18 protein-coding genes and 5 tRNA genes are annotated in these 23,802 nt (G+C 59.8%); 6 read left to right on the top strand and 17 right to left on the bottom strand.

Annotated features, from left to right (window positions below):
- Nucleotides 1-281: 281 nt before the first annotated feature.
- The 4 genes from RIN56_19590 to RIN56_19575 form a co-directional block, all read right to left on the bottom strand.
- Nucleotides 282-1,277, bottom strand: coding sequence for a tripartite tricarboxylate transporter substrate binding protein (locus tag RIN56_19590; protein MDR7868999.1), 996 nt, complete (start codon nucleotides 1,275-1,277; stop codon nucleotides 282-284).
- Between the two features lie 44 nt (nucleotides 1,278-1,321).
- Entirely contained in the window at nucleotides 1,322-1,948 is a 627-nt protein-coding gene (locus RIN56_19585; protein MDR7868998.1) for a hypothetical protein, read from the bottom strand.
- A 2-nt stretch (nucleotides 1,949-1,950) separates the two neighbouring features.
- Nucleotides 1,951-2,673: a 4Fe-4S binding protein gene (locus RIN56_19580; protein ID MDR7868997.1), complete on the bottom strand. Its 723-nt coding sequence runs from the start codon at nucleotides 2,671-2,673 to the stop codon at nucleotides 1,951-1,953.
- A gap of 244 nt (nucleotides 2,674-2,917) precedes the next feature.
- Nucleotides 2,918-4,837 (bottom strand): sigma 54-interacting transcriptional regulator, encoded by a 1,920-nt coding sequence (locus tag RIN56_19575; protein ID MDR7868996.1) that lies wholly within the window; start codon nucleotides 4,835-4,837, stop codon nucleotides 2,918-2,920.
- A gap of 334 nt (nucleotides 4,838-5,171) precedes the next feature.
- Between RIN56_19575 and RIN56_19570 the strand changes: the two genes are divergently transcribed.
- The 6 genes from RIN56_19570 to RIN56_19545 all read left to right on the top strand — a co-directional run bounded on the left by RIN56_19570 (nucleotide 5,172) and on the right by RIN56_19545 (nucleotide 13,393).
- Nucleotides 5,172-6,167 carry a 4-hydroxythreonine-4-phosphate dehydrogenase PdxA gene (locus RIN56_19570; GenBank protein MDR7868995.1) on the top strand — a complete coding sequence of 332 codons (996 nt, stop codon included), beginning with the start codon at nucleotides 5,172-5,174 and terminating at the stop codon, nucleotides 6,165-6,167.
- A gap of 79 nt (nucleotides 6,168-6,246) precedes the next feature.
- Nucleotides 6,247-6,672 carry a tripartite tricarboxylate transporter TctB family protein gene (locus tag RIN56_19565; GenBank protein MDR7868994.1) on the top strand — a complete coding sequence of 142 codons (426 nt, stop codon included), beginning with the start codon at nucleotides 6,247-6,249 and terminating at the stop codon, nucleotides 6,670-6,672.
- A 16-nt stretch (nucleotides 6,673-6,688) separates the two neighbouring features.
- Nucleotides 6,689-8,206 carry a tripartite tricarboxylate transporter permease gene (locus RIN56_19560; protein ID MDR7868993.1) on the top strand — a complete coding sequence of 506 codons (1,518 nt, stop codon included), beginning with the start codon at nucleotides 6,689-6,691 and terminating at the stop codon, nucleotides 8,204-8,206.
- Nucleotides 8,207-8,517: 311 nt separating this feature from the next.
- Nucleotides 8,518-9,684, top strand: coding sequence for an FIST N-terminal domain-containing protein (locus RIN56_19555; GenBank protein ID MDR7868992.1), 1,167 nt, complete (start codon nucleotides 8,518-8,520; stop codon nucleotides 9,682-9,684).
- A gap of 15 nt (nucleotides 9,685-9,699) precedes the next feature.
- Nucleotides 9,700-10,410 carry a diguanylate cyclase gene (locus tag RIN56_19550; GenBank protein MDR7868991.1) on the top strand — a complete coding sequence of 237 codons (711 nt, stop codon included), beginning with the start codon at nucleotides 9,700-9,702 and terminating at the stop codon, nucleotides 10,408-10,410.
- A gap of 46 nt (nucleotides 10,411-10,456) precedes the next feature.
- Nucleotides 10,457-13,393, top strand: coding sequence for a diguanylate cyclase (locus tag RIN56_19545; protein MDR7868990.1), 2,937 nt, complete (start codon nucleotides 10,457-10,459; stop codon nucleotides 13,391-13,393).
- An 84-nt stretch (nucleotides 13,394-13,477) separates the two neighbouring features.
- Here the strand turns inward: RIN56_19545 and RIN56_19540 are convergent, their stop codons facing one another.
- The 13 genes from RIN56_19540 to RIN56_19480 form a co-directional block, all read right to left on the bottom strand.
- Complete coding sequence (locus tag RIN56_19540; protein ID MDR7868989.1) at nucleotides 13,478-17,800, bottom strand: PAS domain S-box protein; 4,323 nt, start codon at nucleotides 17,798-17,800, stop codon at nucleotides 13,478-13,480.
- Nucleotides 17,801-17,974: 174 nt separating this feature from the next.
- Nucleotides 17,975-18,280, bottom strand: coding sequence for a hypothetical protein (locus RIN56_19535; GenBank protein MDR7868988.1), 306 nt, complete (start codon nucleotides 18,278-18,280; stop codon nucleotides 17,975-17,977).
- 61 nt (nucleotides 18,281-18,341) lie between these two features.
- Nucleotides 18,342-18,953: a LysE family transporter gene (locus tag RIN56_19530; GenBank protein MDR7868987.1), complete on the bottom strand. Its 612-nt coding sequence runs from the start codon at nucleotides 18,951-18,953 to the stop codon at nucleotides 18,342-18,344.
- Between the two features lie 9 nt (nucleotides 18,954-18,962).
- Nucleotides 18,963-19,421, bottom strand: a complete 459-nt coding sequence (locus tag RIN56_19525) for an Lrp/AsnC family transcriptional regulator (GenBank protein ID MDR7868986.1) — start codon at nucleotides 19,419-19,421, stop codon at nucleotides 18,963-18,965.
- Nucleotides 19,422-19,772: 351 nt separating this feature from the next.
- Nucleotides 19,773-20,588 carry a DUF2889 domain-containing protein gene (locus tag RIN56_19520; GenBank protein ID MDR7868985.1) on the bottom strand — a complete coding sequence of 272 codons (816 nt, stop codon included), beginning with the start codon at nucleotides 20,586-20,588 and terminating at the stop codon, nucleotides 19,773-19,775.
- 105 nt (nucleotides 20,589-20,693) lie between these two features.
- Nucleotides 20,694-21,338: a phosphoribosyltransferase family protein gene (locus RIN56_19515; GenBank protein MDR7868984.1), complete on the bottom strand. Its 645-nt coding sequence runs from the start codon at nucleotides 21,336-21,338 to the stop codon at nucleotides 20,694-20,696.
- 4 nt (nucleotides 21,339-21,342) lie between these two features.
- On the bottom strand, nucleotides 21,343-21,780 hold the full coding sequence (locus tag RIN56_19510) for a hypothetical protein (protein ID MDR7868983.1): 438 nt from the start codon (nucleotides 21,778-21,780) through the stop codon (nucleotides 21,343-21,345).
- A 95-nt stretch (nucleotides 21,781-21,875) separates the two neighbouring features.
- Nucleotides 21,876-21,951 (bottom strand) — tRNA-Phe (locus RIN56_19505).
- A gap of 6 nt (nucleotides 21,952-21,957) precedes the next feature.
- A tRNA-Asp gene (locus tag RIN56_19500) sits at nucleotides 21,958-22,034 on the bottom strand.
- A 5-nt stretch (nucleotides 22,035-22,039) separates the two neighbouring features.
- Nucleotides 22,040-22,115: transfer RNA gene (locus tag RIN56_19495), tRNA-Val, on the bottom strand.
- Nucleotides 22,116-22,118: 3 nt separating this feature from the next.
- A tRNA-Glu gene (locus RIN56_19490) sits at nucleotides 22,119-22,193 on the bottom strand.
- Between the two features lie 5 nt (nucleotides 22,194-22,198).
- A tRNA-Lys gene (locus RIN56_19485) sits at nucleotides 22,199-22,274 on the bottom strand.
- A 243-nt stretch (nucleotides 22,275-22,517) separates the two neighbouring features.
- Nucleotides 22,518-23,801 carry an adenylosuccinate synthase gene (locus tag RIN56_19480; protein MDR7868982.1) on the bottom strand — a complete coding sequence of 428 codons (1,284 nt, stop codon included), beginning with the start codon at nucleotides 23,799-23,801 and terminating at the stop codon, nucleotides 22,518-22,520.
- Nucleotide 23,802 lies beyond the last annotated feature (1 nt).

The following is a 23,802-nucleotide window of genomic DNA, read 5'->3' as shown; positions in this document are numbered from 1 at the left end:
ATCTTGGCCGTAAGGTAGTCGTAGGCGGTCAGGTAAACGATTTTTTCACCCTTGCTCACCATGCTCTGGAAGTCGAGAATACTTTTTTTCGCCATGATTGAATCCTCCTAATTAGTTATTCTCAGACCCGGCATCTGCCGCAGCATCCATACCCCAGACGCGGAGACCCACCTTCAGCCTGATCATCGGCGATGCGGTGGGTCTCGGGCTCGATTGCCTTCGCTCCCAATGCGGTCGAGGGCGGGCCGGGACTATGCCGTGCGCCAGGCAACCCGCTAAGGCTACTTAAGCGCCCCGATGTCTTTCAGGATATCGGCGTACTTTTTGTTCTCGCCGTCCATGAACTTCTTGAAATCCGCCGGTTCAAGGAAGTGATCGGTTAAGCCGTTTTTCGCGAGATAATCCTTTTTCCACTGTTCGGTCTGTGTCGCCTTCTTGAGTACGTCAACCCAGAATTTGACCGCTTCCGGGGACATGCCGGGCGGTCCGGCTATACCGCGGAACTGCTGGAAGACTACGTCTTTATGACCAAGCTCGGTAAAAGTTGGCGTATCCTTGAAGATACCCCCCAGCCGCTTGGTGCCGAACTCGCCGATGGTCTTTACCTTCCCGGCTTCCATCTGGGCATTGCATTCGTTGGGATTGAAGATGCCGGCCTTGATATGGCCCCCAAGTACGGCAGCCATAACTTCGCCCGAGCTGTTAAAGGCGACATATTTGAACTTCGCGCCCGTATACTTCGTCAGCAACCCTACGCACAATTCGTCCTCGGTCCCTTTGCCCGACCCGCCGATCGTTATCGTGTCCGGGGCGGCTTTGGCCGCGGCCAGGAAGTCGGCGAACGATTTATAGCTATCCGCCGCGACTCCGAGCAGATACTCGTCGAGGGCCAGGTTGGCGATGGGGGTCAGTTTATCATAAGTAACCGCCGTTTTGTTCATCAGGCTTGCCGTCATCTGGCCGGAGACAAATGTGGTGATGGTATGGTTGTCGCCTTTTTTCGAGAACGTGTAGGCGTCGCCGACCGCTCCCCCGCCGCCGGCTTTGTTAACTACCATGACCGCTTCGTTGACAATTTTGTTCTTCTGAATGATATCGGACAGGATACGGGCATAGAGGTCGCTGCCGCCACCGGCGGCGTACGGGACTACGAACTCCGTGCTCTTGCTGGGCGTAAAGGCCGCCGGCTTGTCGGGCGCCTTCTGCTGCGAACCGCAGCCCGCCAGGAAGCTCGCCAGCATCAGACAGGCAAAACCCAACACCAACCACTTTTTCACTTGATCCACCCCTTCCTAAATTTTGGAATAGTATGTTTGGCGCACTAGCGTTTTACGATCTCAGCGATTAACTTTGCCGCCCGGTCAGTGTTGAATATCCCGCACATGCAGGGCTTGAACAGCTCCTGGGCGGCAGCTGCCGGGGTCGTCTTGCCCTTCCTCACCTCATCGATCATTTCGTTGATGAAGTTTACGGATATCATCGAATGACCGCACATGGTCGCGATCTCCAGTATTTCCTGCGGCGGCAGCTTTTCGTTTTTGCCCCAGCGGCCCATGGAATGCTCGACGGTATGCATCTTGAGACCGGTTTTCGAGCAGCACTCGCCCACCTCGTCGACTAGCCCGGAAATTACCACCGACAGACCCAAGTCCTCTTTTTTCAGATCCTCGATCATAGCGATGACGGCCTGTTTGTCCTTGAAGGTGGCGGTGACAACCGCTCTGTCCTCGATATTGTCCAGCATATTTTCCCGGCTGAGTTGATGAAACTCGTTGCCCTTGCGGCAATCGCCCAGCGTAACGCAATTATTCTTCAGGCACAGCTCCAAAAATCTTCTCAGCTTGGGGCCTGAGCCCACATGATTGATATCCTTGCTCGGCATGCAGAGAAATACATAGTCCCCCTGCAGACTTTCCCTTTTGCCTACCCGATGCAGTGTATGAGTCATGACTAGTCCTCCTTTGCTAAAGGCCGGCCGAGACCGATATTGATTTTGCCGTTGGGGGACAACCACAGCCCCATATCCTCGACGATCGCCACATGGGGCGACGTCCCGTCCCCGCTTACCTTCGAGCAGATATCCAGGCTGAAAACTGTGTCGAGGGTCGGCGCGACTTCCTCAAGTTTTTTTAGAATTGCCGGAACCTGCTCTTCGCGTACGCCAAACTCGATGATTGCCGACAGCACCCGCTCGTTCAGAAGCTCTTCTTTGAATTTTCCCGTGTTTTGATCAGCCATCATACTCGTGATCGGGTTTTGTTTTTCAAACTCCACCCCTTCTTTAGCAACCGCCATTGCCACCTTTTCCACGTCGTACATTCTGGTGGCGACCCCAGGCCGGCCCAGTTCCATGGCGAGCCCCACCCAGCCTTTTTTGAAGCGACCCGTGACGTCGTTCGTCTTCATTTCCTCGGTTCCCCGGCCCGAGATCTGCGATTCCTCGGCGATCGTCAGCACGTCGCTCATGATGCTCCTGATCGTCCGGGGCCATTTCAGCTCCTGCTGATATAAGGAATCGGTCGGACACACCCGCCAGCGCAGGCACACCCCGCACTCTACACACTCGTCGAAGTCGATCCCTACTCCCGCCGGCATATCGGTCTTGATAGCCCCGACCGGACATCTTGACACGCACAAACCGCAATTGATGCACGTTTCCTTGTTAATCTGCATTTCCGCATCTCCCTTCTAAAAACAGACTGGCATAGGCGACGCCGGTCGCTTTGCGAAGATTATTTTCCTTACCGGGTGCGCTACCGCTATTGTAAATAGTTGCAATATTCATGCCAATGAAAAAAATCAGCCGGCCTTCCGGCCGACCGAAGATTTTGTTAAGATTTAACGGGAAGAGAGTTCGCCGTCGGCGGGGAAATGACGAACAGACAAAATGAAACGTTCGTTTCAACTGTTCACTATGTTACATATCACATTCCTTCAGCCAGCGCCACAGGGTGGTTCTGCTTATTCCCAGCTTGGCCGCCGCCTTGGTATAGTGGTAATCGACCTCCTGAAGAACATTAATCAGCACCGCTTTGTTCAGCTTGGGCTTGCCAGGCCCGCCGGCCACCGGATGTCCGCCTTGTTTCCTGGTCGCCCCCGCAAATCCGAGCGGCAGTGCATCCACCCCTTGGTCGAACCCGGCCCGGACGTCCTCCTCGCTGATAACCTCATTGCTGCCGATGACGGTGAGTCGTTCGGCAATATTCATCAACTCGCGGACATTGCCCGGCCAGGAGTAGCCGTTAAGAAGCTGCTGCGCGCGGGGGGCGATACGCTTATACGGTTTGCGGAACCGCGAGCAGTACACGCGCAAAAAGTGGTCGAACAGTTGCGGCACATCACCGGCCCTCTCCCGCAGGGGCGGAACATTTAGTTTAAGAATATCAAGACGGTAATACAGATCGGGGCGGAAGGCCTTCTCCCGCATCATCTCCCCCAGGCTCCTGTTGGTAGCCGCAATAACCCGCACGTCTATTGGAATGATCCGGCGGTCGCCGAGCCGCATTATCTCCCGTTCCTGCAGCACCCGCAGCAGCCGTCCCTGCATCTTTATCGAGATTTCCGAAACCTCGTCAAGAAAGATTGTCCCCCGGTGGGCAAGCTCAAACAGGCCCGCTTTGCCTTCTTTGGCCGCGCCGGTAAAAGCTCCCCCCACATAGCCGAACAGTTCGCTCTCCAACAGGTTTTCCGGCAGGGCCGCGCAATTGAAGGCCACGAACGGCCCAGGCGCTCTGTCGCTGGCGTTGTGGATGCTCTGGGCGAACATCTCCTTCCCCGAGCCCGTCTCGCCGACAATAAGCACATTGGAATCTACTTTGCAATATTCTTTGGCTATCGAGATCGCCCGTTTTATCGCCTCGCTTTCGCCCATGATATCGGCGAAGTTCATCTTGGCGCTGTGTCCGCGGTGATAAATTTTCTGCCGTATCTTTCCCTCGAGTTCCTGGATGCTCAGCACCGGCTGGAAGGTGGCGATGGCGCCGACCGTATGCTCTTTGACGGTGATCGGCGCTGCGTTTATAACAACCTGGCGTCCGCCGAGGGTTTTGATCTCCCCTGTTTCCGCCGTCCCGGTCGCCAGAATTCTCCCCAGCCGCAGCTCGGGCAGGATGTCGTCCGCCGGCTTGCCCTCCAGTTTGCCCGCCAGACCGGTAATATTCGCGGCCGCCGCGTTGACGAGGTTGATGTCGCCCTGCTCATTGACAGCCACAATCCCTTCTATGGAATAGTCCATAAACGTGCGGAATCTTTCGCTCCGTTCCTGCTCCTGCCGCTTGATGTGATAAGCCCTTCTCGCCTCGGTCAAGACCTGATAAATGGCCTCCCGCCCCGATCTGATGAACACCGCCTTCATGCCGAGCCGCCCGGCTACGAGTGTTGCCACCAAGCCGCCGCAAACGACTTCGATGCCCTCTTTTTTAAGGGCTTCGAGGCTTTTTTGCATATCGTCCTCGTTATCCACGATGGCCGTAATGGCGTCGATGCCGGTCAGTTCCTTTATGCTGCGGGCGCCGTATACCATATCCTCGGAGCCGACGATGGCGATTTTCGCGGAACCAAGCCGGTCCCTGCACTCCAGCGCGGCGCGAATGACATCGTAACCGCTGACCGGCAGCTTGATGACCGGTATATCCCCCATAAGTTTTTGAGCCACAGAAGCGGTTATACCGCGAGCTACGACCACATCGGTCCTGATCTTTTTGTAATCGATGCGCCGCGGCGCTCCATCGACAACAATGAGTTCGATCGACCAGCCACCGTCATTCTGCTCGGCAAAAACTTCGCGAATTTCGTCGCAGATTTCGGGGTAAGGAACCATAAACGTAATCTTCGCCATTTCTCGCTTCCTCCGAGGCAGTCGTATTATATGGCAGCCTTCCGGGGTCCGTCCTCCGTGCCGGGGTTTTCAGCCCCATTGCTTTAATTATAGCATAGGCTCAGAATATTCTAACCATTGTTAATTATGTTTCCTTTCATTATGATTTGTTACATTTGTAACAATGTCCAGCTTTGTGAACAATTGAAACAATATGTTCCAGCGAAACAACGTTGTCCGCACTTCATTGCTTGATTACCGGCATTTTTTCTTTTTTCTGAATTCCGGCACGATTCATGCATATTAAAAGAAGTTGTCACCTGTTCGCACAGCAATCTGTTGTAAGGAGGCCATCATGGCAAAACCGGTATTAGGAATCTTGCTCGGCGACGCGGCTGGCATCGGGCCGGAAATCGTCGCCAAGCTCTGTAGTAAAGCCCGGCTGTTTGAGACCTGCCGCCCGGTTATCATCGGCGATATGCGGGTCATGAAAAAAGGCCAGCAGATCGCCGGCGTAAATTTCCCGCTGCAAGTTATCGACGACGTTCCAGCGGCCACCTGGCGAGACGGCGTTCCCCTCCTCGATCAGCGCGATCTTACCCCCGAGTCTGTCGAACTTGGCCGGCTCAGCCCTCTGTCCGGCCGCGTCGCCGGCGACATGCTGCTGACGGCCCTCGACCTGTGCCAACAAGGCGCTCTCGACGGGTTTGTTTATGCCCCGCTGAATAAGGCGGCGCTCCGTGCCGGCGGGCACCAGTTTGCCGACGAGCAGCACTTGATGGCCCACCACCTGCAATGGAACGACCCCTACGGGGAAATGAACGTCCTCCACGATCTATGGACGTCGCGCGTCACAAGCCATATCCCCTTGTCGGCGGTATCGGCCCACCTCAGCGTCGAAAATATCGTCCGCGCCATTCGCTTGGCCGATCAAACTTTGCGCAGAGTCGGCTTCGACAAACCCAGGATAGCGGTCGCAGCCTTGAATCCGCACGCCGGCGAGTCCGGTTTGTGCGGGACGGAGGAGGTGGTTGTCATCTCCCCCGCCATCGAACTGGCCAGGCAGAACGACATCGACGCCTGCGGCCCCTTCCCGTCGGACACGGTCTTTATCAACGCCAGCAAGGGCGATTACAACGCAGTTGTAACCATGTACCACGACCAAGGTCAGATAGCGATGAAAATAATGGGCTTCCAGTTCGGCGTGACGGTGGCGGCAGGCCTTCCATACCCGATTACCACACCGGCCCACGGTACCGCGTTTGACATCGCCGGCAAGGGGGCGGCCAACCCCGATGCGTTGGAACAAGCGGTGCTGGTGGCCGCCAAGATGGCGAAGCGGAGGTGCTGAAGCAAACTGACCCTGGATGCAGGATTATCGCGACTGGCAGCAACTGAAAACGGCAACATAGCCAAATGGAGGGATAAACTTGGATGCAGATCGGATTATTGCCCTCATCTGTGGTTTAGTCGGCGCCTTCTGGGCGTTTACTGGCTGGTTCGAGTACGGTTTTTGGGTGAATAAAGGGCCGGGGCCCGGCTTTCTACCGGTAATATTCGGTACGATTACATGCATTTTCTGCGTCGTCAGGATACTCAGGGCCGATAAGAACGCGGAGCCCGTCGACGTAAGGGCCCTGTTGCCCATCGCGGCGATAGTGGCGTTCACTGTTTGTATCTACATCATCGGGTTCCTGGCCTCGGCCTTCCTTTTTATGGTCGTATGGCTGGTCAATCAAGGTCGGTATTCTTATAAGTTTTCCGCCATCTTCGCAGCTATCGTTGTATTCTGCGTTTGGGGAATATTCGAATACTGGCTGCAGGTGCCGTTTCCGACCGGCATGATCCGGCTATAGAAAAGGAGGTAAGCTGATGGAATCGATATTCACTCACCTGATAAACGGCTTTGCCATCGCCTTGACCGGCGACAATCTCATGGCCGCCGTGGCGGGCGCTGTTATGGGCATGTTCATCGGCGCCCTGCCTGGTATCGGCGCGGTAATGGGCGTCGCGCTCCTGCTGCCGCTGACCTTCAAAATGAATCCGACGACCGCCATAATCATGCTGGCGGCCTTATACTACTCGACAATGTACGCCGGGTCGTTCACAGCCATCCTGATAAACATCCCCGGCGACCCGCCGGCCGTGATGACAACGATGGACGGCTACCAGCTTACCCTCAGAGGCAAAGCCGGCAAAGCCTTGGCGGTTTCCAACTGGTCCTCGTTCGTCGCCGGGTTCATCGGTGTTGTCATCTTGACTTTCATGGGGCCTATCCTTGCCGACGTGGGGCTGGCGTTCGGCCCGGCCGAGATGGCAACGGTAATATTGCTGGCGATGACGGCGATCGGCTGGCTTCTCGGCGACGACCCGCTCAAAGGCCTGCTTTCCACCTGTCTGGGCATTCTGCTTGCCACCGTCGGTCTTGACCTGGCTGTAGGCAAGCCGCGCTTCGCGTTCGGTGTCAACGAGCTTCTTAACGGCATCGATTTCATCCCGCTCGTCATCGGCCTGCTCGGCGTGAACGAAATCATCCAGATGGCACTTAATAAAGACGGCTACAAGTTAAAAACCAGCGAAAAACTTTCTCTGAAAAGCAATTACCTAAGCATCCAGGAAATGAAGCAGATCTTCCGCCCGACGATGATCAGCAGCTTTCTCGGAACCTTCATCGGCTGCGTGCCGGGCGCCGGCACGACGACAGCATCTTTCCTAAGCTACATCCTCGAAAAACGGACAGGCAAAAATAAGGAAAATATGGGCAAGGGGGCGCTGGAAGGCGTCGCTGCTCCCGAGGCGGCCAACAACGCGGCAGCGGCCGGCGCCTTCGCGCCCCTGCTTTCCCTGGGGATCCCCAGTTCGGGGACGGCCGCTATCTTGCTCGGCGGCCTGATGATGTGGGGCATTTCCCCAGGCCCGCTGCTGTTCACGGAACATCCCGACCTTGCCTGGGGCCTGATCGCCTCCATGTACACCGGCAATCTGGTCTGCATGGTAATCGCCGCCCTCAGCATCCCTCTCATGGTTCACGCGCTGCGCATCCCGCCGTCGATCCTCACGCCGATAATCATCGTCATTTGCGTCGTATCCGCCTACGCCGCCAATAACAGCCATTTCGACATCTGGCTCATGATTATCTTCGGCACCGTGGGCTATTTCTTCAACCGCTATGATTACCCTGTGGCTCCGTTCCTAATGGCCTTCATCCTCACCCCCCGCCTGGAAACATCGCTGCGCCAGTCTTTCGACATTTCCAACGGCGACCCGATGATCTTCATTCAAAAGCCGATCGCTCTGGCGTTTCTGTGCATAACAATGCTTTTCTTCATCGCCCCGCTATTTATAAAAATCTGCCGGTCGTGCCTGCCCAAGCAGCAGGAGCCTTCCTGACCCGGCATTGCCTACCGCCTTTGCTCTGAAGCATGGTAAAAAGCACAAGTAAGCAACACTTAAGAAATGCCTTCCGGCTTAATCGCCGGGAGGCATTGGTTTTAATGCGGCTGCTTTGTTGCCGCCCTTCGGACTGTGCCGCCGCCGTTCGATATCTGAGAATACGGTCGGCTATAGAAGAGGTATTTGTCGTTATTTGGTTAAATATATTATACAGCGTCTCCGGCGAGTAACGGGGGTTTTCCGTCTGGCGGCAAGTCGCTTAGATTGCGGATTTTCAGCGTCCCGGGGTTGATGAGGAGGAGCTTGCGATGTTTAAAGTTGCCGTGGGTCACAGCGAGGATGTGCTGGCGCGTGAGGCGGCCTGCGAGGTCATCGATCAGGTCAAGGCTTCTTTGGCCGGGGCCGAGCCGCAAGCCGGGATAATTTTCTGCTCGATCGATTACGAGCATGCGGTTATTCTGTCAACTATCAGGGGGGCTTTCCCGGCGATACAGTTGGTGGGCTGCACGACCGACGGCGAGCTTTCTTCGGAGATGGGGTTTACTGAGGATTCGCTGATTTTGACGGTATTCGCTTCCGATACGGTGGAGATAAGCGCGGGGGCCGGTCGCGAGGCGGACCGCCGCGGCGAGGAGGCGGGACGGGAGGCGGCCGAAACTGCCCGGTCTGGCCTGAAGCGCCACGCGGGGGAGGAGAAGTTCGCCGTTATCCTGGCCGACCCGCTGAACGCCGGCGTTTCGACTGTGGACCTGGGCATCCAGGGGGTTCTGGGGCGTACTTTCCCGGTGATGGGCGGGGCTTCGGCGGCGCATTCGAAGCAGCGGAAGACTTTTCAGTTTTTTGGCGGCGAGGTGCTGACCGATAGTGTGGTTTTGCTGCTGTTTGCCGGGCCGGCGGTTTTTTCCTGCGGCATCAAGGGCGGCCATTCGCCGATGGGGCCGAAGGAGCCGGTGACGCTGGCCAAGAATAATGTGCTCCATTCGATCGCCGATAAGCCGGCTGTGGAGTATTTCCGCAAGTATACCGGCAATTACGATTTATTTATGAATTACTGCCTGGCAGTGTACGAGAAGGACCGCGACAGTTTTTATGTGCGGACTGCCCCGTTTTCCGACGCGGAGAAGGGGACGGTGACGCTCAACGGCCGGGTGCCGGAGGGGGCCATGGTGCAGATCGGCGCCGCCGACAAGGAAACTTTGCTCGAGTCGTGCGGGGAGTCGCTCAGCCGGGCGCTCGCGGCTTATCCCGGCAGGCGTCCGGCAGCCGCGCTGCTTTTTTCGTGTGCCGGCCGCAAGATGATAATGGGCACTCAGGCGGCCAGGGAAGTGCAGACGGTTGCCCCGCGTTTGCCGGGGATACCGTTCGCGGGATTTTACTGCTACGGCGAGTTTGGCCCTTTGGAAAAGGGCGGCCCGTATTTATTCCACGGCACTACTTTCGTTACGTTGCTGCTGGGGGCGGCCGAGGAATGCTAGTCTGGAGGTATCCGCGTGGAAGTGTCGGATTTGGAAAAGCGGATAGCGGCGCTGGAGAGGGAGAACCGCATTTTAAAGAAGAAGGTGGAGCGGGGCGAGGCTAACCGCGTTCTGCTGGAAGAGGCGAATGCGAGCCATATGGCCGTGCTGAAGGTCCGCAACGCGGAGATCGAGGAGTCGCGGGAGTTGATCCGGCAGTCGGAAGCCCGCTACAAGGATCTCGCTCTCTATGATGCGCTTACGAGGCTGCCTAGCCGCGTTTTGTTCCAGGAGTACCTGAACCGGGCGATTGCCCGCGCCGAGAAGGAGCACTGTTTGGTCGCGCTGCTGTTTATCGATTTGGACTGGTTCAAGGCGGTGAACGACCACGGCGGCCATGCGGCCGGCGACGCGGTTCTGGCGGAAACCGGCCAACGCCTGCTGGCCTGCATAAAGGATGAGGGAATCGTGGCCCGCATCGGCGGCGACGAGTTTGTCGTTCTGCTAGAGCAGGTGGTTTCAAGGGCGGCCGCGGTGCAGCTGGCCGAAAAAATCCTGGCGGCGATGGGCGAGCCTTTCAGGGTCAGAGGGGAGTCGCTGGTGATCGGCGCGAGTATCGGTATCAGTATCTACCCTTTCCATGGCGAGAATATCGATACGCTGCTGAAAAACGCCGACGCCGCTATGTATGGGGTTAAGCGGCGGGGCCGCAACGGCTGGGGGTTTTACCGCAATCAGGCGGATTAGCTTCCGTTATTTAAGCGTTTATGTCAATTTGATTCGGAGGGGCTAGATGGAAAAGGCGGGACGCTTTATTCGCGACTGGTTGCTGCCTGATAAGGCCGTGGTAGTTTTCTGCGCAATTTTGTTGATGTTTGTGTGGACGGCAGCCTGGTTACAGATAGAGCATGACCGGCGGACAACGCTCGAGGCGATCAGGAACGACGGCGATAAGTTTACCCGCGCTTTCGAGGAACATGTGCGGACGGTGATTAAGACCCACGAGCAGTATTTGCTGTTAATGAAGAACGAGTACGAAAGAGAGCAAGCTGTGACGCCGGCGATGGAGAGGCTATTGGCCCAGCTGCGACCGGATGCCTTGCTTATCCATGCCAGTATCTTCAACGACGCCGGGTATGCTGTGATCAGCACCCTGCAGGCTCCGCCTGCTATCAGTATCGCCGGTGTACCCCATTTCGCCGGCCATGCGGCCGCGGGCGGCACTCAGACTTATATCGGCAGGCCTTTCGACGGACGGCTGTCGAAAACGCTGGCTGTCCACCTCAGCCAGCGCATCAATAAGCCGGACGGCAGCTTCGCCGGCGTGTCCGTCGTGGCCATCGATCCCCATTATTTTTCGAAGTTTTACCGGCAGATGGATCTAGACGAAAACTACACTGCGCGCCTTATCGGCCTGGACGGGGTAATCCGCGCGAGCAACAGTGTGCCGGAGACGGGCGTCGATTTCTCAGAGGCGGTACTTTTTAGGGAAGTGGCCAAGCGGCCGGCGGGGTTTTATTATGCGCCCGGCACGCAGTTCGGCAAAACCGGCTATATGAGCTACCGGGTGATGCCCGACTATCCGCTCGTGGTGCAGGTGGGACTTTCTCCACGGGCGCTGCTGCCGCTGGCCCAGCGCCGCGATACTTATCTGGCGGCGGCCGGCGGCGCGAGCCTGTTTATCGTTATCTATACCGGCAGGCTGCTTATCCGCTCCCGCAGGCAGCGATTGGCCGACCTGGAGCTGCAGGGCAGCTATGAGGAGCTGACGGCCGCTCACGAGGAACTGACGGCGGCCCATGAGGAGCTGACGTCCACGGAGGAGGAGTTGCGGTCGAATTATGCCGCGCTGGCGGACGAGCGGGCGTTTTCGAGCGCCGTCCTGGAGAGTGTGCCGGGGCTGCTGTATCTTTACGAGGATAGCGGCCGCATTGTCCGCTGGAATAAGAACCACGAGACGGCGACCGGTTATTCGGCCGAGGAGATGGCCACGAGGACGCTGGCTGATTGGTACAGCTACGACGAAAAAACTGTCGAGCGCGTGTATGAAGCTGCCGGTAATGCTTTCGAGCAAGGGGCGGCGAACGCGGAGTTTTACCTGCAGAACAAGGATGGCAGCAAGACGCCGTATTATTTCACCGCGGTCAGGACGATTATCGACGGCAAGCCTTATATCGCCGGTATCGGCATCGATATTTCGGAACGGATCAAGATGGAGTCCGTCTTGCTGGAGAAGGAGCAGGAGCTGCAGCGCAGCTTGACGGAGCTGACCGCTTCCCACGAGGAGCTGAGCGCCCTGTATGAAGAGGTGGTCGCCACCAACGAGAAGCTGGTGCACAGCCGCCGGACGGCGGAGGAGATTTTCCATGCCGCGGGAGACGGATTTGTGGTCTGCGACGGGGACAGCGGGGAAATCCTGTCCGTCAACCGCCGACTGACGGAGATGTTTGGCTATACCGAGGAGGAGTTTAAGCAGCAGGGGATTATCCTGATTTCGACACCGGCCAATCTTGAGGTGGCGCTTGCTACCTTCCGGCGGGCGGTTGTGGATGGGCCGCAGCCGCTTTTCGAACGGGAGACGCTCGACCGGTACGGCAACCGCCTGATTATCGAGGTCAGCGCCGGACCGGTGACGATCGACGGTAAAACCCGCTGCCTGGCGCTGATGCGGGATGTGACGGTCCGCAAGCAGCTGGAGGAGGGCCTGGATTTTTTGCGGATGAGGGACCCGCTTACGGGCGTGTATAACCGCGCCTATTTCGAGACGGAAATGCTGCGGGCTCAGGTCGGCGAAGGCGGTACGCCGGGGATTTTCGTGTGCGACGTGGATGGTCTGAAGCTTATCAACGATACTCTGGGACACCTCCAGGGAGACGAGCTGCTCAAGAAGGTGGCCGCTATTCTCGAGGCCGGCGTACAGACGCCGGATTTTGTCGCCCGGATCGGCGGCGACGAGTTCGCGGTGATCGTGTATTCGCCGACCAAGAAGCGGATGGAGGCTCTCGACCAATATTACCGCGAGGCGGTGGAGGCCTATAATAAGGAGCATCTCCACTTGCCGCTAAGCCTTTCGCTCGGCTGGGCTATCGGCGCAAGCAGCGCGGGACCGGATAGTGTGTTCAAGGAAGCGGACAATAATATGTACCGCCAAAAGCTGCATCAGAGCCAAAGTGTCCGCGGGTCGATCGTGCAGACGATGATGAAGGCTATGGAGGAGCGCGACCATATCACGGAGGGCCACGCCGACCGTCTCGGCGATCTGATGGAGAAGATGGGGCATCGCCTGCAGCTGCCGCAGGGGACGATCGCCGATATCAGGCTGCTGGCGAATTTCCACGATATCGGCAAGGTCGGCATCCCCGACGGCATTCTCAACAAACCCGGCCCGCTCACCGACGAGGAGATGGCCATCATGCGGCGTCATTGCGAGATCGGCTACCGGATAGCAAAGGCTTCTCCCGATCTTGAGCCTATCGCGGACTGGATTCTGAAGCACCAGGAGCACTGGAACGGCGGCGGGTATCCGCTGGGCATAGCCGGGGAAAGTATTCCGCTGGCGTGCCGCATTCTGGGGATCGTGGACGCGTATGACGCGATGACCAACGACCGGCCGTACCGCAAGGCCATGCCGCCCGGGGCGGCTCTGGCGGAACTCCGGCGGTGCGCGGGAACGCAGTTCGATCCGCTGCTTGTCGACCTTTTTATCGCGCTGGCGGAAAGCGACCTTTAATTCGACCGGCAACAGCGAAGACTGCCGCGGGCCATCAGGCCGCGGCAGTCTTTTATCTCGTTTGGGCGGCGCCGACGGGCCGCCTCAGTCGAACAGTTTTGTGAACAGCGCGGCAATGTGGGGGTCGAATTGGCTGCCGGCGCAGCGGACGATTTCGGCGATGGCGTCGTCGTGGGAAAGAGCCTTGCGGTAAGGCCGGTTGCTGGTCATGGCGTCATAGGCGTCGGCAATGCCGAGGATGCGGCATTCGAGCGGGATGTCCTCGCCGGCGATGCCAAGGGGGTAGCCTTTGCCGTTCCACCATTCCTGGTGTTTGAGAATCCAGTCGGCGATGGGGGAGAGCTCGGAGGAGGCGCGGGCGATACGATAGCCAATTTCGCAGTGCCGCCGCATGACGGCCATCTCCTCGTCGGTGAGCCGGCCGGGTTTGTTGAGGATACTGTCCGGTATGCCTACTTTGCCGATGTCGTGGAATTTGGCCAACAGACGGATGTCGGCGAGCCGGCCGCCCGGCAGGCCCAGCTGTTGGCCGAGTTTTTCGGCGAGGTGCTGGAGGCGGTCGGCGTGGCCCTCCGTGATATGGTCGCGTTCTTCGAGGGCTCTCATCATGGTCTGGACGATGGAGCTTCGCATGCTCTGGCTTTGGTGGAGCTTCTGGCGGTACATGTCGTTGTCGGCGATTTTGAAAAGTTCCTCGACCCGCTTGCTGGTCGCGTAGTCGGCCGCCCAGCCGACAGATAAGCTGAGGGGCAGCTGGGGGTTTTTGTTGTTGTAGTCGAGGACGAAGCGGGCCAGTGCTTCGATGGCGTGATCGATTCCATCCTTGTCGGGGGCGTAGATGATGACGGCAAATTCGTCGCCGCCTATCCGGGCGACGATGTCGTCGCCGGAGACGACGGTAGTCCGGAGGCCGCCGGCGACTACGCGGAGAAGGTCGTCGCCGGCGCGGTGGCCGAGGGTGTCGTTGATGAGTTTAAGCCCGTCGACGTCGCATACGAGGATGGCGACGCCACGTTTGTCTTGCCAGGCGACTTTGCGCATGGCGTCTTCGAAGAAGGTGCGGTTGTAGACGCCGGTGAGGGGGTCGTGCATGCTGAGGAATTCAAGCTGGGCTTCGGAGTGTTTGATTGCTGTCATGTCCCGCATCATGGCGAGGACGACGGTATCGCTGACTTTGGAAAAGCGCATGTCGCGGTAGCTGAGCGCGCCGCGGATGTTGATGTTGTATTCGTAGAACTGGGTCTCGCCGGTGGCGATGGCCTGGGCGATGCAGCGGCGGTATTGGCCGGCGATGTCGGCGGGCGCCATGTCGGCGATGTTGCGGCCGACGAGCTCCGGCCCGATTTCGATGTTTGTCTCAACGCCCTCCGGCTTGCGGTAGTCAATGAGGGTGCCGTCCTGGTCGATGATGAGCATGGGGTCGGGGATGGCGTCGAGGACAGCCTGTTTTTCCGCCTGGGATTTGGCGAGGTCTTTCTCGGCCTGCAGCCGGGCGGTGATGTCGCGCATTACCGTGAGACACCGTACCTGACCGTCGATGGTCGCCCGCCGGGCGCTAACCTCCACGGCAATCTGCTGCCCGCTCTTGGTGACGGTGGTGCGTATATAGAGCTGCGGCCCTTCAGTGACCGCTCTGCGCATGACGTCGACGGCGGCGGGGAAGTTCTGGGGGGTGGATATGAGGATCGCCCCGTGCTGTTTGAGCTCGTCTTCGGAGTAGCCGAACATTTCGACGGTGCGGCGATTAACCCAGAGGATGCCGCCGTCCTGGTCGTTGACGATGACGGCGTCGTTGGTGCTGTCGAGGATTTCGCCGAGGGTGGTTTCGCTTTGCCGCCGCTCGTCGAGTTCGCGCTGGAGGGAGGAGTGGAGGGCGGCGTTGGCGAGGGCGAGGGAGGCAAATTCGCAGAAGTACTCGAGAAGGCCGACCTGGTCGGGGTCGAACTTGCGCCCTGGCTCGCAGTGGGCCAGACCGATGACGCCGGCGATTTTCTGGCCGTCGCGGAGAGGAGCGGCCACAAGGGCGTGGATTCTGCTGCCGATGGAAGAGGTGAATCTGTCCGGCCAGCTTTGGTAGTCGTTGATGACATCCGCCTTGCCGGTAACGAACACTTTGCCCATGAGGCCTTTGCCTACGGCGATAGCGGGGAAGTCGCCGCCGTAGAGGCCAAGGCCGGCTTTTATGTTTAGGCTGGCGCCGTCGGCCGACGGCAGGGAGACGAAGGCATCGTTAGCGCCGGTGATGGCGGCGGCCCGGGTGAGGATGGCGACCAGCAGTTCGTCCATGTCCAGTTTGTTGACGACGCTGAAGACGGTCTGCTGCCCGATCGACAACAGGGCGTTCTGGCGCGAGATCTGTTGGTTGGCCCGCAGCACTTCGTCATAGCGCAGGCGGAGTTCTTCTTCGGTGGCGAGCAGCTCTTCGTGGGCAGCGGTCAGGTCTTGATGGCTGTCCCGCAGTTTGCTTTCGGCCGCGGACAGGGTGGTGTAGAGCCGGGCGTTGACCAGGGCGATGGCGGCCAATTCGCCGAATTGGCCGAGGAGGGCCAAGTCGTCGGCGGTAAATTTCCGCTCGCCGGCCAGAAGGCTGAGACCGACGGCGCCGATTACGCGACCTCCTTCCTTGAGCGGGAAGTCTATGACGCTCTGAAATTGATCGAAAAAGGCTCCCGGAAGCCTTTCCGGCCAACTTGCGTAGTCTTCGACGAGGCATACTTCGCCGCTACGGTAGGTTTTGCCCACCAGCCCGTCGGTAATCGCAATTTTGCTGCCGCAGCGTCCTTCGTATAGGCCGCGGCCAACCTTCGTCTCGAATACGCCCTGGTCTTCATCGACCAGGCAGAGAAATACGTGGGGTGTGCCGACAAGGTCGGAGGCTTGCTTTGCGATGGTATTGAGCACTTCGTCAAGGTCAAGACGGTTTACCAGGCCGACGGCCACTTCGTGGAGCGAGGCGAGGACGGCGTTGCGGCGGGCGATGGCTGCTTCCCGCTCGGTGGCGATGGTGTACTGCCGCCGCAGTTCTTCTTCGGTGGCGACGAGTTGCGCGTGGGCGGCGTATAGTTCGTCGAAGCTTTCCTGCAGCCGCTCTTCATTTTCCCTGAGCCGTTCTTCGGCTTTTTTCTGCTCAGTGATGTCGACGGCGGCGCCGATGGCGCCGGTGATCCCTCCGGCCCCGTCATATATCGGCACAAGGCGGTTGGTGAAATGGACGCCGTCGACGACCTGGTCGAAGTAGACCCTCTCTCCGACGAGCGCACGCTGCACGCTGTTGAAGCCCTCCGGATAGTCTTTGAAGATTTCGTATATCGACTGGCCGACGTATGCCCCGGGCCGGAGGCCGAGTCTGCCGAGACCGCGTCCTTCGTTAAGGGTGAAGCGGCCGTGCTCGTCAAGGGCGTAGATGATGACCGGCGTATTTGTGACCACTGTCCTGAGCCGCTCCTCGCTCTGGCGGTGCCGGCGGGAGCGGGCGACGAGCCCGGCGGTATATAGAATGACGAAGATGCTGGCCGCCCAGGCTATGCCCAGATAGAGGCTGCGCCGCTGCTCAAGCGGAGCGAGGACGCTCCGGGATACGCCGATCTGGACAACGAGCGGGTAGTCGCGCATCTGTCGGTAGCTTATCAGTGTCGGCCGTCCGAAGGTGTTGCCGCTGGTTTCGAAAAAGCCTGCCGGGCTTTTGGCAAGTTCGTCGAACAGTATGCCGCCCGCTATGCGTACGCCGACTTCGCCGGCGGTGCTGCTGGCGCGTACCGTCCGGTCGGTGCCGACGATCCTGATGACGTACTGCTCGCCCAGGGCCATTTCCTGGTAGAATCTGGACAGGTAGGCGGCGTCCAGAGCGAGGTAGGCTATGCCGCCGAAAGAGCCGTCGGGCCTGTCGATACGGCGGGTTAGGGCGATTGTCGGTTTTCCGGATACTCGCCCGATAAAGGGCTCGCCGATGTAGAGTTCGTCCTTGGCGGAATTCTGTTGGGCGAGGAAGTAGGGCGTCGTATTAAAGAACAAGTCGGGGGCGCCGCGGATAATATAGGCAATCGCTTCGCCGCGGGCGTCGATGATCGAAGCCTGGTTGATGGCCGGATCGCGGGAATAGTTCTGCAAGACTTTTTGGATGTATGGGGTGACGGCCTGATTTTCTTCGTAATCGGCCTTCATGTTCTTGAGGTACTGGTCAAAGGTCGTCAGTATTCTTTCGACGTGCTCCTCGAAGGTGCGGCTTAGGATCTCGCCGTCGTGCCGGATGGCGGCATAGGTGGCCTGGCGGTCTCTCTCGGTTTGCCAGTAGGCGCCTCCCCAGATGGCGCACAAGACAAAAAAGCCGAACAGCAAAACGGCCAGATCGGGCCGAAGCCATCCGTACAGACGCAGTGTCATCTGCCTTACCCGCTGAAGAGCACTCAAGCAGGTCCCCTCCAAGTGTGCCGGGGCGACGTTTTGCCGACGAGCCGGCTAGCAGCAGTCATTATATACTACTTTTTTCTACAAATTGCGCCAATCACCTTCTTACGTCCTTTATTTTCACTGGCGAGCTTCAGGCCGCCGGCCAATAAGAAAGCTCCCCAGGGGGAGCGAGGGTCAGGCCATGTTATCTTTGCATTTTTGCCAGAGCCAGTAGTAGCGGTTAAGCGCTTGTTCGAGTTTGTTTTCGAGGTCGCGGACCTCGGGGTCGAGCCGGCCCTTGTTTTTGAGGGCGGAAAGATCGCGCCTGATGCCTTCGGCTTTGGTGCGCAGGTCCTCGAGCTCGGCAAGACCGGGGTAGGCGTCGGCGGCGACGCCGCCGGTGATGTTGTTTTCGCAGAGTTCGGGTTTCCCGCCGGCCAGGCGATCGAGCGTTTTGACCAGCTCATCGATGCGGATGCGGATTTGTTCGCGTTCGGACATGCTTGCGGCCTCCCTTGTTCGACTGATGGGTTAGTATGTCCGGAAGGCCGCCGGATAATGCTTAGACGAGGCTGAGCAGGCAGGCGAGACCGAAGGCGGCGATGATGGCGCCGGAGAGCCTGTTTACCCATACTAGCCGGGAGGGACCGAGTTCGGCGCGGAGGAAGCCGGTTGCGCCGCTGAGGATGAGCCACCACAGCAACGAACCGGCGAAAACGCCGAGGACGACAAGGGCTGCACCCAGGCTGCCCTGCCCGCCGCCGACGCCGGCGCCGGCGAAGACGGCGACGAAGGAAAGGATGGTGAGGGGGTTGGTAAGGGTGAGGACGAAGGCCGTGGCGTAATCGCTCAGCAGGGTGCCGCTGTGGCTGTCTGGGGCCTGGCGGGCGGGCGGGGTACGGAAGGCGGCCCAGCCGAGGTAACAGAGGAAGAGGCCGCCGGCGAGGCGGAGAAAAGCCTGATAGTCGACGAGGACGGCGGCGGCGGCGGTGAATCCAAGGGCGGCGACAAGACCGTAGAGGGCGTCGGCGGTGGCGGTGCCAAGGCCGGTTGCAAGGCCGCGCAGCGGCCCGCCGGCGAGGGTGCGGCGGATGCAGAGCACGCCGATGGGGCCGACGGGGGCGGCGATGGAGAAGCCGAGTACAAGGCCTTTGAGGAGGAGGTCGGTGGTCATGGCGGCCTCCTAGCCGCGCCCGAGTGGCAGGACAGGGGTTTCTTTGACGGTGGACAGGATGACGGTAGTACGGGTCCGGACGAGGCCGGGCAGGGCCTTCAGCTCGTCGCTGACGAGGCGTTCGAGGTGGCGGGGCCCGGCGCAGCGGATTTTGAGGATGTAGTCGTCGTCGCCGGCGGCGTGGTGGCATTCGAGGATTTCCGGCAGGGCCGCGACTTTTGCGAGGAAAGGGGCGCGGTGTTCGGGCCTTTCCAGAGTGACGGCGACGAAAGCGGCAAAGCCGCAGCCCGCGGCGTCGGGGTCGACGAGGGCGGCGTAGCCTCTGATGACGCCCCGGTCTTCGAGCCTGCGGACGCGGTCGGCGGCGGCGGGGGCGGACAGCCCGAGCAGCGTGCCAAGTTCGGCCCAGGTGGCGCGGGCATTGGCCATCAGTGCGGCAATTATTTTTGAATCGTTCGTATCAAGCATTGTTTTCGCTCTTTTCATAAGTTTTATTTGTATTATATTTTGTATTAGTAATTATTGCAAGCTGTTTTTCTGCGAAATGAAAAAACGCCTGCGTAAGGGCAGGCGAGGGGTGTCTGTTACATGGGTTAATCGACGGCCGTAAGCAAGGCCAAGGCCGTTCAGAAGCCCCCAGATGCTAGGCGGCTCCGTCGGGCGTGCCGCGACGCGTACTCGGACCGTACGCTAGCAAGCGCCCGACGGAACAACAACGCAGATGGGGGCTTATCAACGGCCGGTATCACGGAAGGTTTGGAGCATTCGGACCGTACGCTAGCAAGCGCCCGACGGAACAACAACGCAGATGGGGGCTTATCAACGGCCGGTATCACGGAAGGTTTGGAGCATGTGGGTGATAAGGTCAACCATATGCACACACCCCTGCGCCCCGCCGATTCGGCGGGCGACCGCATCGCGGCCGAGGGCGGCCAGCGGCGTGCCCGGCAGCGCGGCGAGGGCGGCGACGGATTGTGTGCAGATGTCGTCGGGAGCGCGCAAGAAGGAGGCCTGGGCGGCGGTGACGACGCCGCCCAGGACGGAGAGGCGGACGCCGAGTTCGTGGAAGGAGTCGGTGAAGCTGCCGGCGATTGCGAGGGAGCCGTCCGCACCGGCGGTGACGGCGGCTGTTTTGATACGGGTGAAAAGGATGTCGCTCCAGGCGCGGTCGGCGACGTGCCCGTACCAGCTGCGACCGTGGTAGGTGCGGTCGCTGTACCGCCGGCAGGAGCCGGTGTAGTTTTCTTTCCAGGTTTGTTCGTATGTTTCGGCGTCGGGGTAGCCGCGTTCGCGGAAGAGGTAGGTTTCGGACTGGATAATGCCTTTTACGCATTCGGCTAGCAGGCGGTAGGGAAGGTCGCCTTCGTCTCTGGCGGCGGCGCGGAGGGCGGGACCGGAGCCGAGGCCGGCGGCGACGCCTGTGAGGGCGGGGACGGGGCGTCCGCCGTTATGGGCCGAGCCGGGCGAACGGCAGATGTCCCAACGGGCGTCGGCGATGACGAAGGTGTCGGTGGCGGCGTTTATCGCGGCGGCGGCTTCCCAACCGGTGGACAGCAGGGTGCTGCGGGCGACGAGCTGGCCGGGACCGCTCCTGGTGACGACGGTGAAGATATTGCTGTGGTATAGCAGGGTCATCAGACACCTCCGGGCGTTGTTTGGGCAATATTATACTGCATACGGCCGGTTGGGACAAGCGGAAAAGGATAAAGCCCGGTCGCACGGCCGGGCTTGGGGATAACGTTACGATCGGCTTCTTTTGTTTACAACGCGCAGGATGGCGAGCACTTCTTCATCGCTGTTCTGGGGGAAGTCGCGGTAGTGTTGGCCGACGGCCATGAAGGCGGTCGGCTGGAGGGGACAGATGATTTCGTCGATATCGCCGGCGATTTCGGCGACGGTTTCGGGCGGGGCCACGGGGACGGCGACGACGATCTTCGCCGGGCCGAGGGTTTTGAGCCAGGCGATGGCGGCGCGGATGGTGTAGCCGGTGGCGATGCCGTCGTCGACGATGACGGCGGTGCGGCCGGCGACGTCCGGGGTGGCGGCGCTGCCGGTGTAGGCGATCATGCGCCGCTCGATTTCCGCAAATTCGCGGGCGATGGCCCTGTCGAGGTATTCCTGGGGGACGGCGTAGGCGCGGATGAGTTCTTCGTCAAGGACGGCGGCGCCGTCGGCCATGACGGCGCCGATGGCGACTTCGGGGTTGGCGGGGTGGCCGATTTTGCGGGTGACGAGGATGTCGACGCCCACGCCGAGGCGTTCGGCGATCGGGGCGGCGACGAGGACGCCGCCCCGCGGTACGGCGAAAAGGCGGATGTTCTCGTAGCGGCGGGCGGCCAGTTCGGCGGCGAGGGTCTCGCCGGCGTGGCGGCGGTCTTGGTACATTTCCTCACCTTCTCTTATAGTCTCTGCTGCCGATGGCGGCGAACTCGGCCCGCGCTCTGGCGAGAGCTTCGCGGGCGCGGCGGGGGGCGGCGGCGTCTTGCGGGCGGCGCAAGGCGTCGGCCGAGGCACGGCACCATTCTTCGGCGCAGGCAAAGGCGTAGACGAAGTCGTAGGCCAGGTCGCCTTTGAGGTGGACGGCGGCCTGTTTGCGGCGGCCTAGTTCGTCGGCGGCGTCGAGGTAGTAGCTGCCTGCCGCCGAAGTGCCGGCGAGCTGGTCGGCCTCTACCGTCATTTGTTCAAGGAGGCCGAGCATTTCTCCTGCGTATTCGCGGGCGAAGGCGGTGTCGTCGTCGCCCAGGACGCCCAGGTAGGGCCGGGTGATATAGCTTGCCGCCGTCAGCAGGAGGAGGAGCAGCAGCCAGCCGATGATTGTCGCTCTCATGTCTGTTAGCTTTCGCCGGTGCACGGGGGGACAATGCGTGGGAAATAGCGGCAAAATGGAAAGAGCAGCTTGCGATATGCAAGCTGCTCTTTCTGTGGTGCCGCAGGGCGGAATCGAACCGTCGACACGAGGATTTTCAGTCCTCTGCTCTACCGACTGAGCTACCGCGGCATGAAATGGCGACCCCGAACGGATTTGAACCGTCGATCTCCGCCGTGACAGGGCGGCATGTTAGACCACTACACCACGGGGCCGCGTATGGTGGGCGATGACAGGATCGAACTGCCGACATCCTGCTTGTAAGGCAGGCGCTCTCCCGGCTGAGCTAATCGCCCTTATGGTGACCCGTAGGGGACTCGAACCCCTGTTCCCGCCGTGAAAGGGCGGTGTCTTAACCGCTTGACCAACGGGCCATAACTGGTGACCCACGATGGACTCGAACCATCGACACCCTGATTAAAAGTCAGGTGCTCTACCGACTGAGCTAGTGGGTCATGTCTGACAATATCAGATTATACCGTAAGCCCAGCAGCCTGTCAATGGTCAGATTCTGGAAGTTACAAGCGCGGAAATAGCTTTTGAATTTGTCGGAATGAAAAGCGCAGCGGCCGAGGATAAAAGGCCAGATACAAGGCATCCTGAGGACGCGCAGCGACGCGTACTCGGAACGTACGCTAGCAAGCGCCCGCAAGGATAACGCCGTAGCTGGCTTTTTAGACCGGCCGCCTATGTTCCCTCTAAAAAACTTCGTGGAGTACGATAGTTTGATCCCTAGCCGGGCCTACCGATACTATCCCCAGCGGCACGCCGACGATTTCGCTGAGGCGCTCGACGTAGCGGCGGGCGTTGGCGGGCAGGTCCGCGTAGGCGCGGATGCCGCTGATCGTTTCGGTCCAGCCGGGCAGTTCTTCGTAGATGGGCTCTACTTCGCTGAGGACTTTGAGGCTGGCGGGGAACTCTCCGAGGGGCTGGCCTTTGTATTTGTAGCCGGAGCAGACTTTTATGGTTTTGAGGCCGTCGAGGATGTCGAGGCGGGTGACGGCGAGGTAGTCGAGGCCGCTGACCTGGCCGGCGTAGCGGACGATGGCGGCGTCGAGCCAGCCGCAGCGGCGGGGCCGCCCGGTGACGGTGCCGAATTCGCGGCCGCGGTCACGGATGTAGTCGCCGGTGGCGTCGTTGAGTTCGGTGGGGAAGGGGCCTTCGCCGACTCTGGTGGTGTAGGCTTTGACGACGCCGATGACTTTGCTGATCTTTGTGGGGCCGATGCCGGCGCCGATGCAGGCGCCGCCGGCGATGGGGTGGGAGGAGGTGACGTAGGGGTATGTGCCGTGGTCGAGGTCGAGGAGGGTGGCCTGGGCGCCTTCGAAAAGCACTTTTTTGCCGGCCGCCAGCGCTTCGTTGATGTATACGGAGGTGTCGGCGACAAAGGGGCGCAGAACCTGGGCATAGCCGAGGTATTCGGCGCGGAGAGCGTCGAAGTCGAAGCCCTCGACGCCGTAGACGGCCTGGAGAAGGTGGTTTTTGGCTTCGAGGTTGCGTTCGAGCTTGGCGGAGAACTCGTCTTCGTCCATGAGGTCGACCATGCGGATGCCGCTACGGGCGTTTTTGTCCATGTAGCAGGGGCCGATGCCGCGTTTGGTTGTGCCTATCTTGTGTTCGCCGCGGTAGTCTTCTTCGACTTCGTCGAGGAGACGGTGGTAGGGCATGATGAGGTGGGCGCGGTTGGAGACCTTAAGGTCGGAGGTTTCGACGCCCTTTTCTTGCATGGTGCGGAGTTCTTTGATCATGACGGCCGGGTCGACGACGACGCCGTTGCCGACGACGCAGGTCTTGTCTTTGTAGAGGATGCCGGAGGGCAGGAGCTGGAGCTTGAATTCCTTGCCGTCCACGACTACGGTGTGGCCGGCGTTGTTGCCGCCCTGGTAACGGACGACGACGTCGGCTTTTTCGGCCAGGTTGTCGACGATTTTGCCTTTGCCTTCATCGCCCCACTGGGTGCCTATGACGATTACTGCTGACATG

The organism is Sporomusaceae bacterium, assembly GCA_031460455.1.
Lineage (GTDB): Bacteria > Bacillota > Negativicutes > Sporomusales > UBA7701 > Anaeroselena.
Note: the sequence above shows the minus strand (reverse complement) of the source record. Positions and strands in the feature narration are given on the sequence as shown.

Excerpts from the sequence above, each read along its gene's own strand:
- RIN56_19560 (MDR7868993.1), top strand. The coding sequence starts at position 6,689 with ATGGAATCGATATTCACTCACCTGATAAACGGCTTTGCCATCGCCTTG.
- RIN56_19530 (MDR7868987.1), bottom strand. The coding sequence starts at position 18,953 with ATGACCACCGACCTCCTCCTCAAAGGCCTTGTACTCGGCTTCTCCATC.
- RIN56_19555 (MDR7868992.1), top strand. The coding sequence starts at position 8,518 with ATGTTTAAAGTTGCCGTGGGTCACAGCGAGGATGTGCTGGCGCGTGAG.
- RIN56_19570 (MDR7868995.1), top strand. The coding sequence starts at position 5,172 with ATGGCAAAACCGGTATTAGGAATCTTGCTCGGCGACGCGGCTGGCATC.
- RIN56_19575 (MDR7868996.1), bottom strand. The coding sequence starts at position 4,837 with ATGGCGAAGATTACGTTTATGGTTCCTTACCCCGAAATCTGCGACGAA.
- RIN56_19515 (MDR7868984.1), bottom strand. The coding sequence starts at position 21,338 with ATGTACCAAGACCGCCGCCACGCCGGCGAGACCCTCGCCGCCGAACTG.
- RIN56_19545 (MDR7868990.1), top strand. The coding sequence starts at position 10,457 with ATGGAAAAGGCGGGACGCTTTATTCGCGACTGGTTGCTGCCTGATAAG.
- RIN56_19535 (MDR7868988.1), bottom strand. The coding sequence starts at position 18,280 with ATGTCCGAACGCGAACAAATCCGCATCCGCATCGATGAGCTGGTCAAA.
- RIN56_19480 (MDR7868982.1), bottom strand. The coding sequence starts at position 23,801 with ATGTCAGCAGTAATCGTCATAGGCACCCAGTGGGGCGATGAAGGCAAA.
- RIN56_19580 (MDR7868997.1), bottom strand. The coding sequence starts at position 2,673 with ATGCAGATTAACAAGGAAACGTGCATCAATTGCGGTTTGTGCGTGTCA.
- RIN56_19525 (MDR7868986.1), bottom strand. The coding sequence starts at position 19,421 with ATGCTTGATACGAACGATTCAAAAATAATTGCCGCACTGATGGCCAAT.
- RIN56_19585 (MDR7868998.1), bottom strand. The coding sequence starts at position 1,948 with ATGACTCATACACTGCATCGGGTAGGCAAAAGGGAAAGTCTGCAGGGG.
- RIN56_19520 (MDR7868985.1), bottom strand. The coding sequence starts at position 20,588 with ATGACCCTGCTATACCACAGCAATATCTTCACCGTCGTCACCAGGAGC.
- RIN56_19510 (MDR7868983.1), bottom strand. The coding sequence starts at position 21,780 with ATGAGAGCGACAATCATCGGCTGGCTGCTGCTCCTCCTCCTGCTGACG.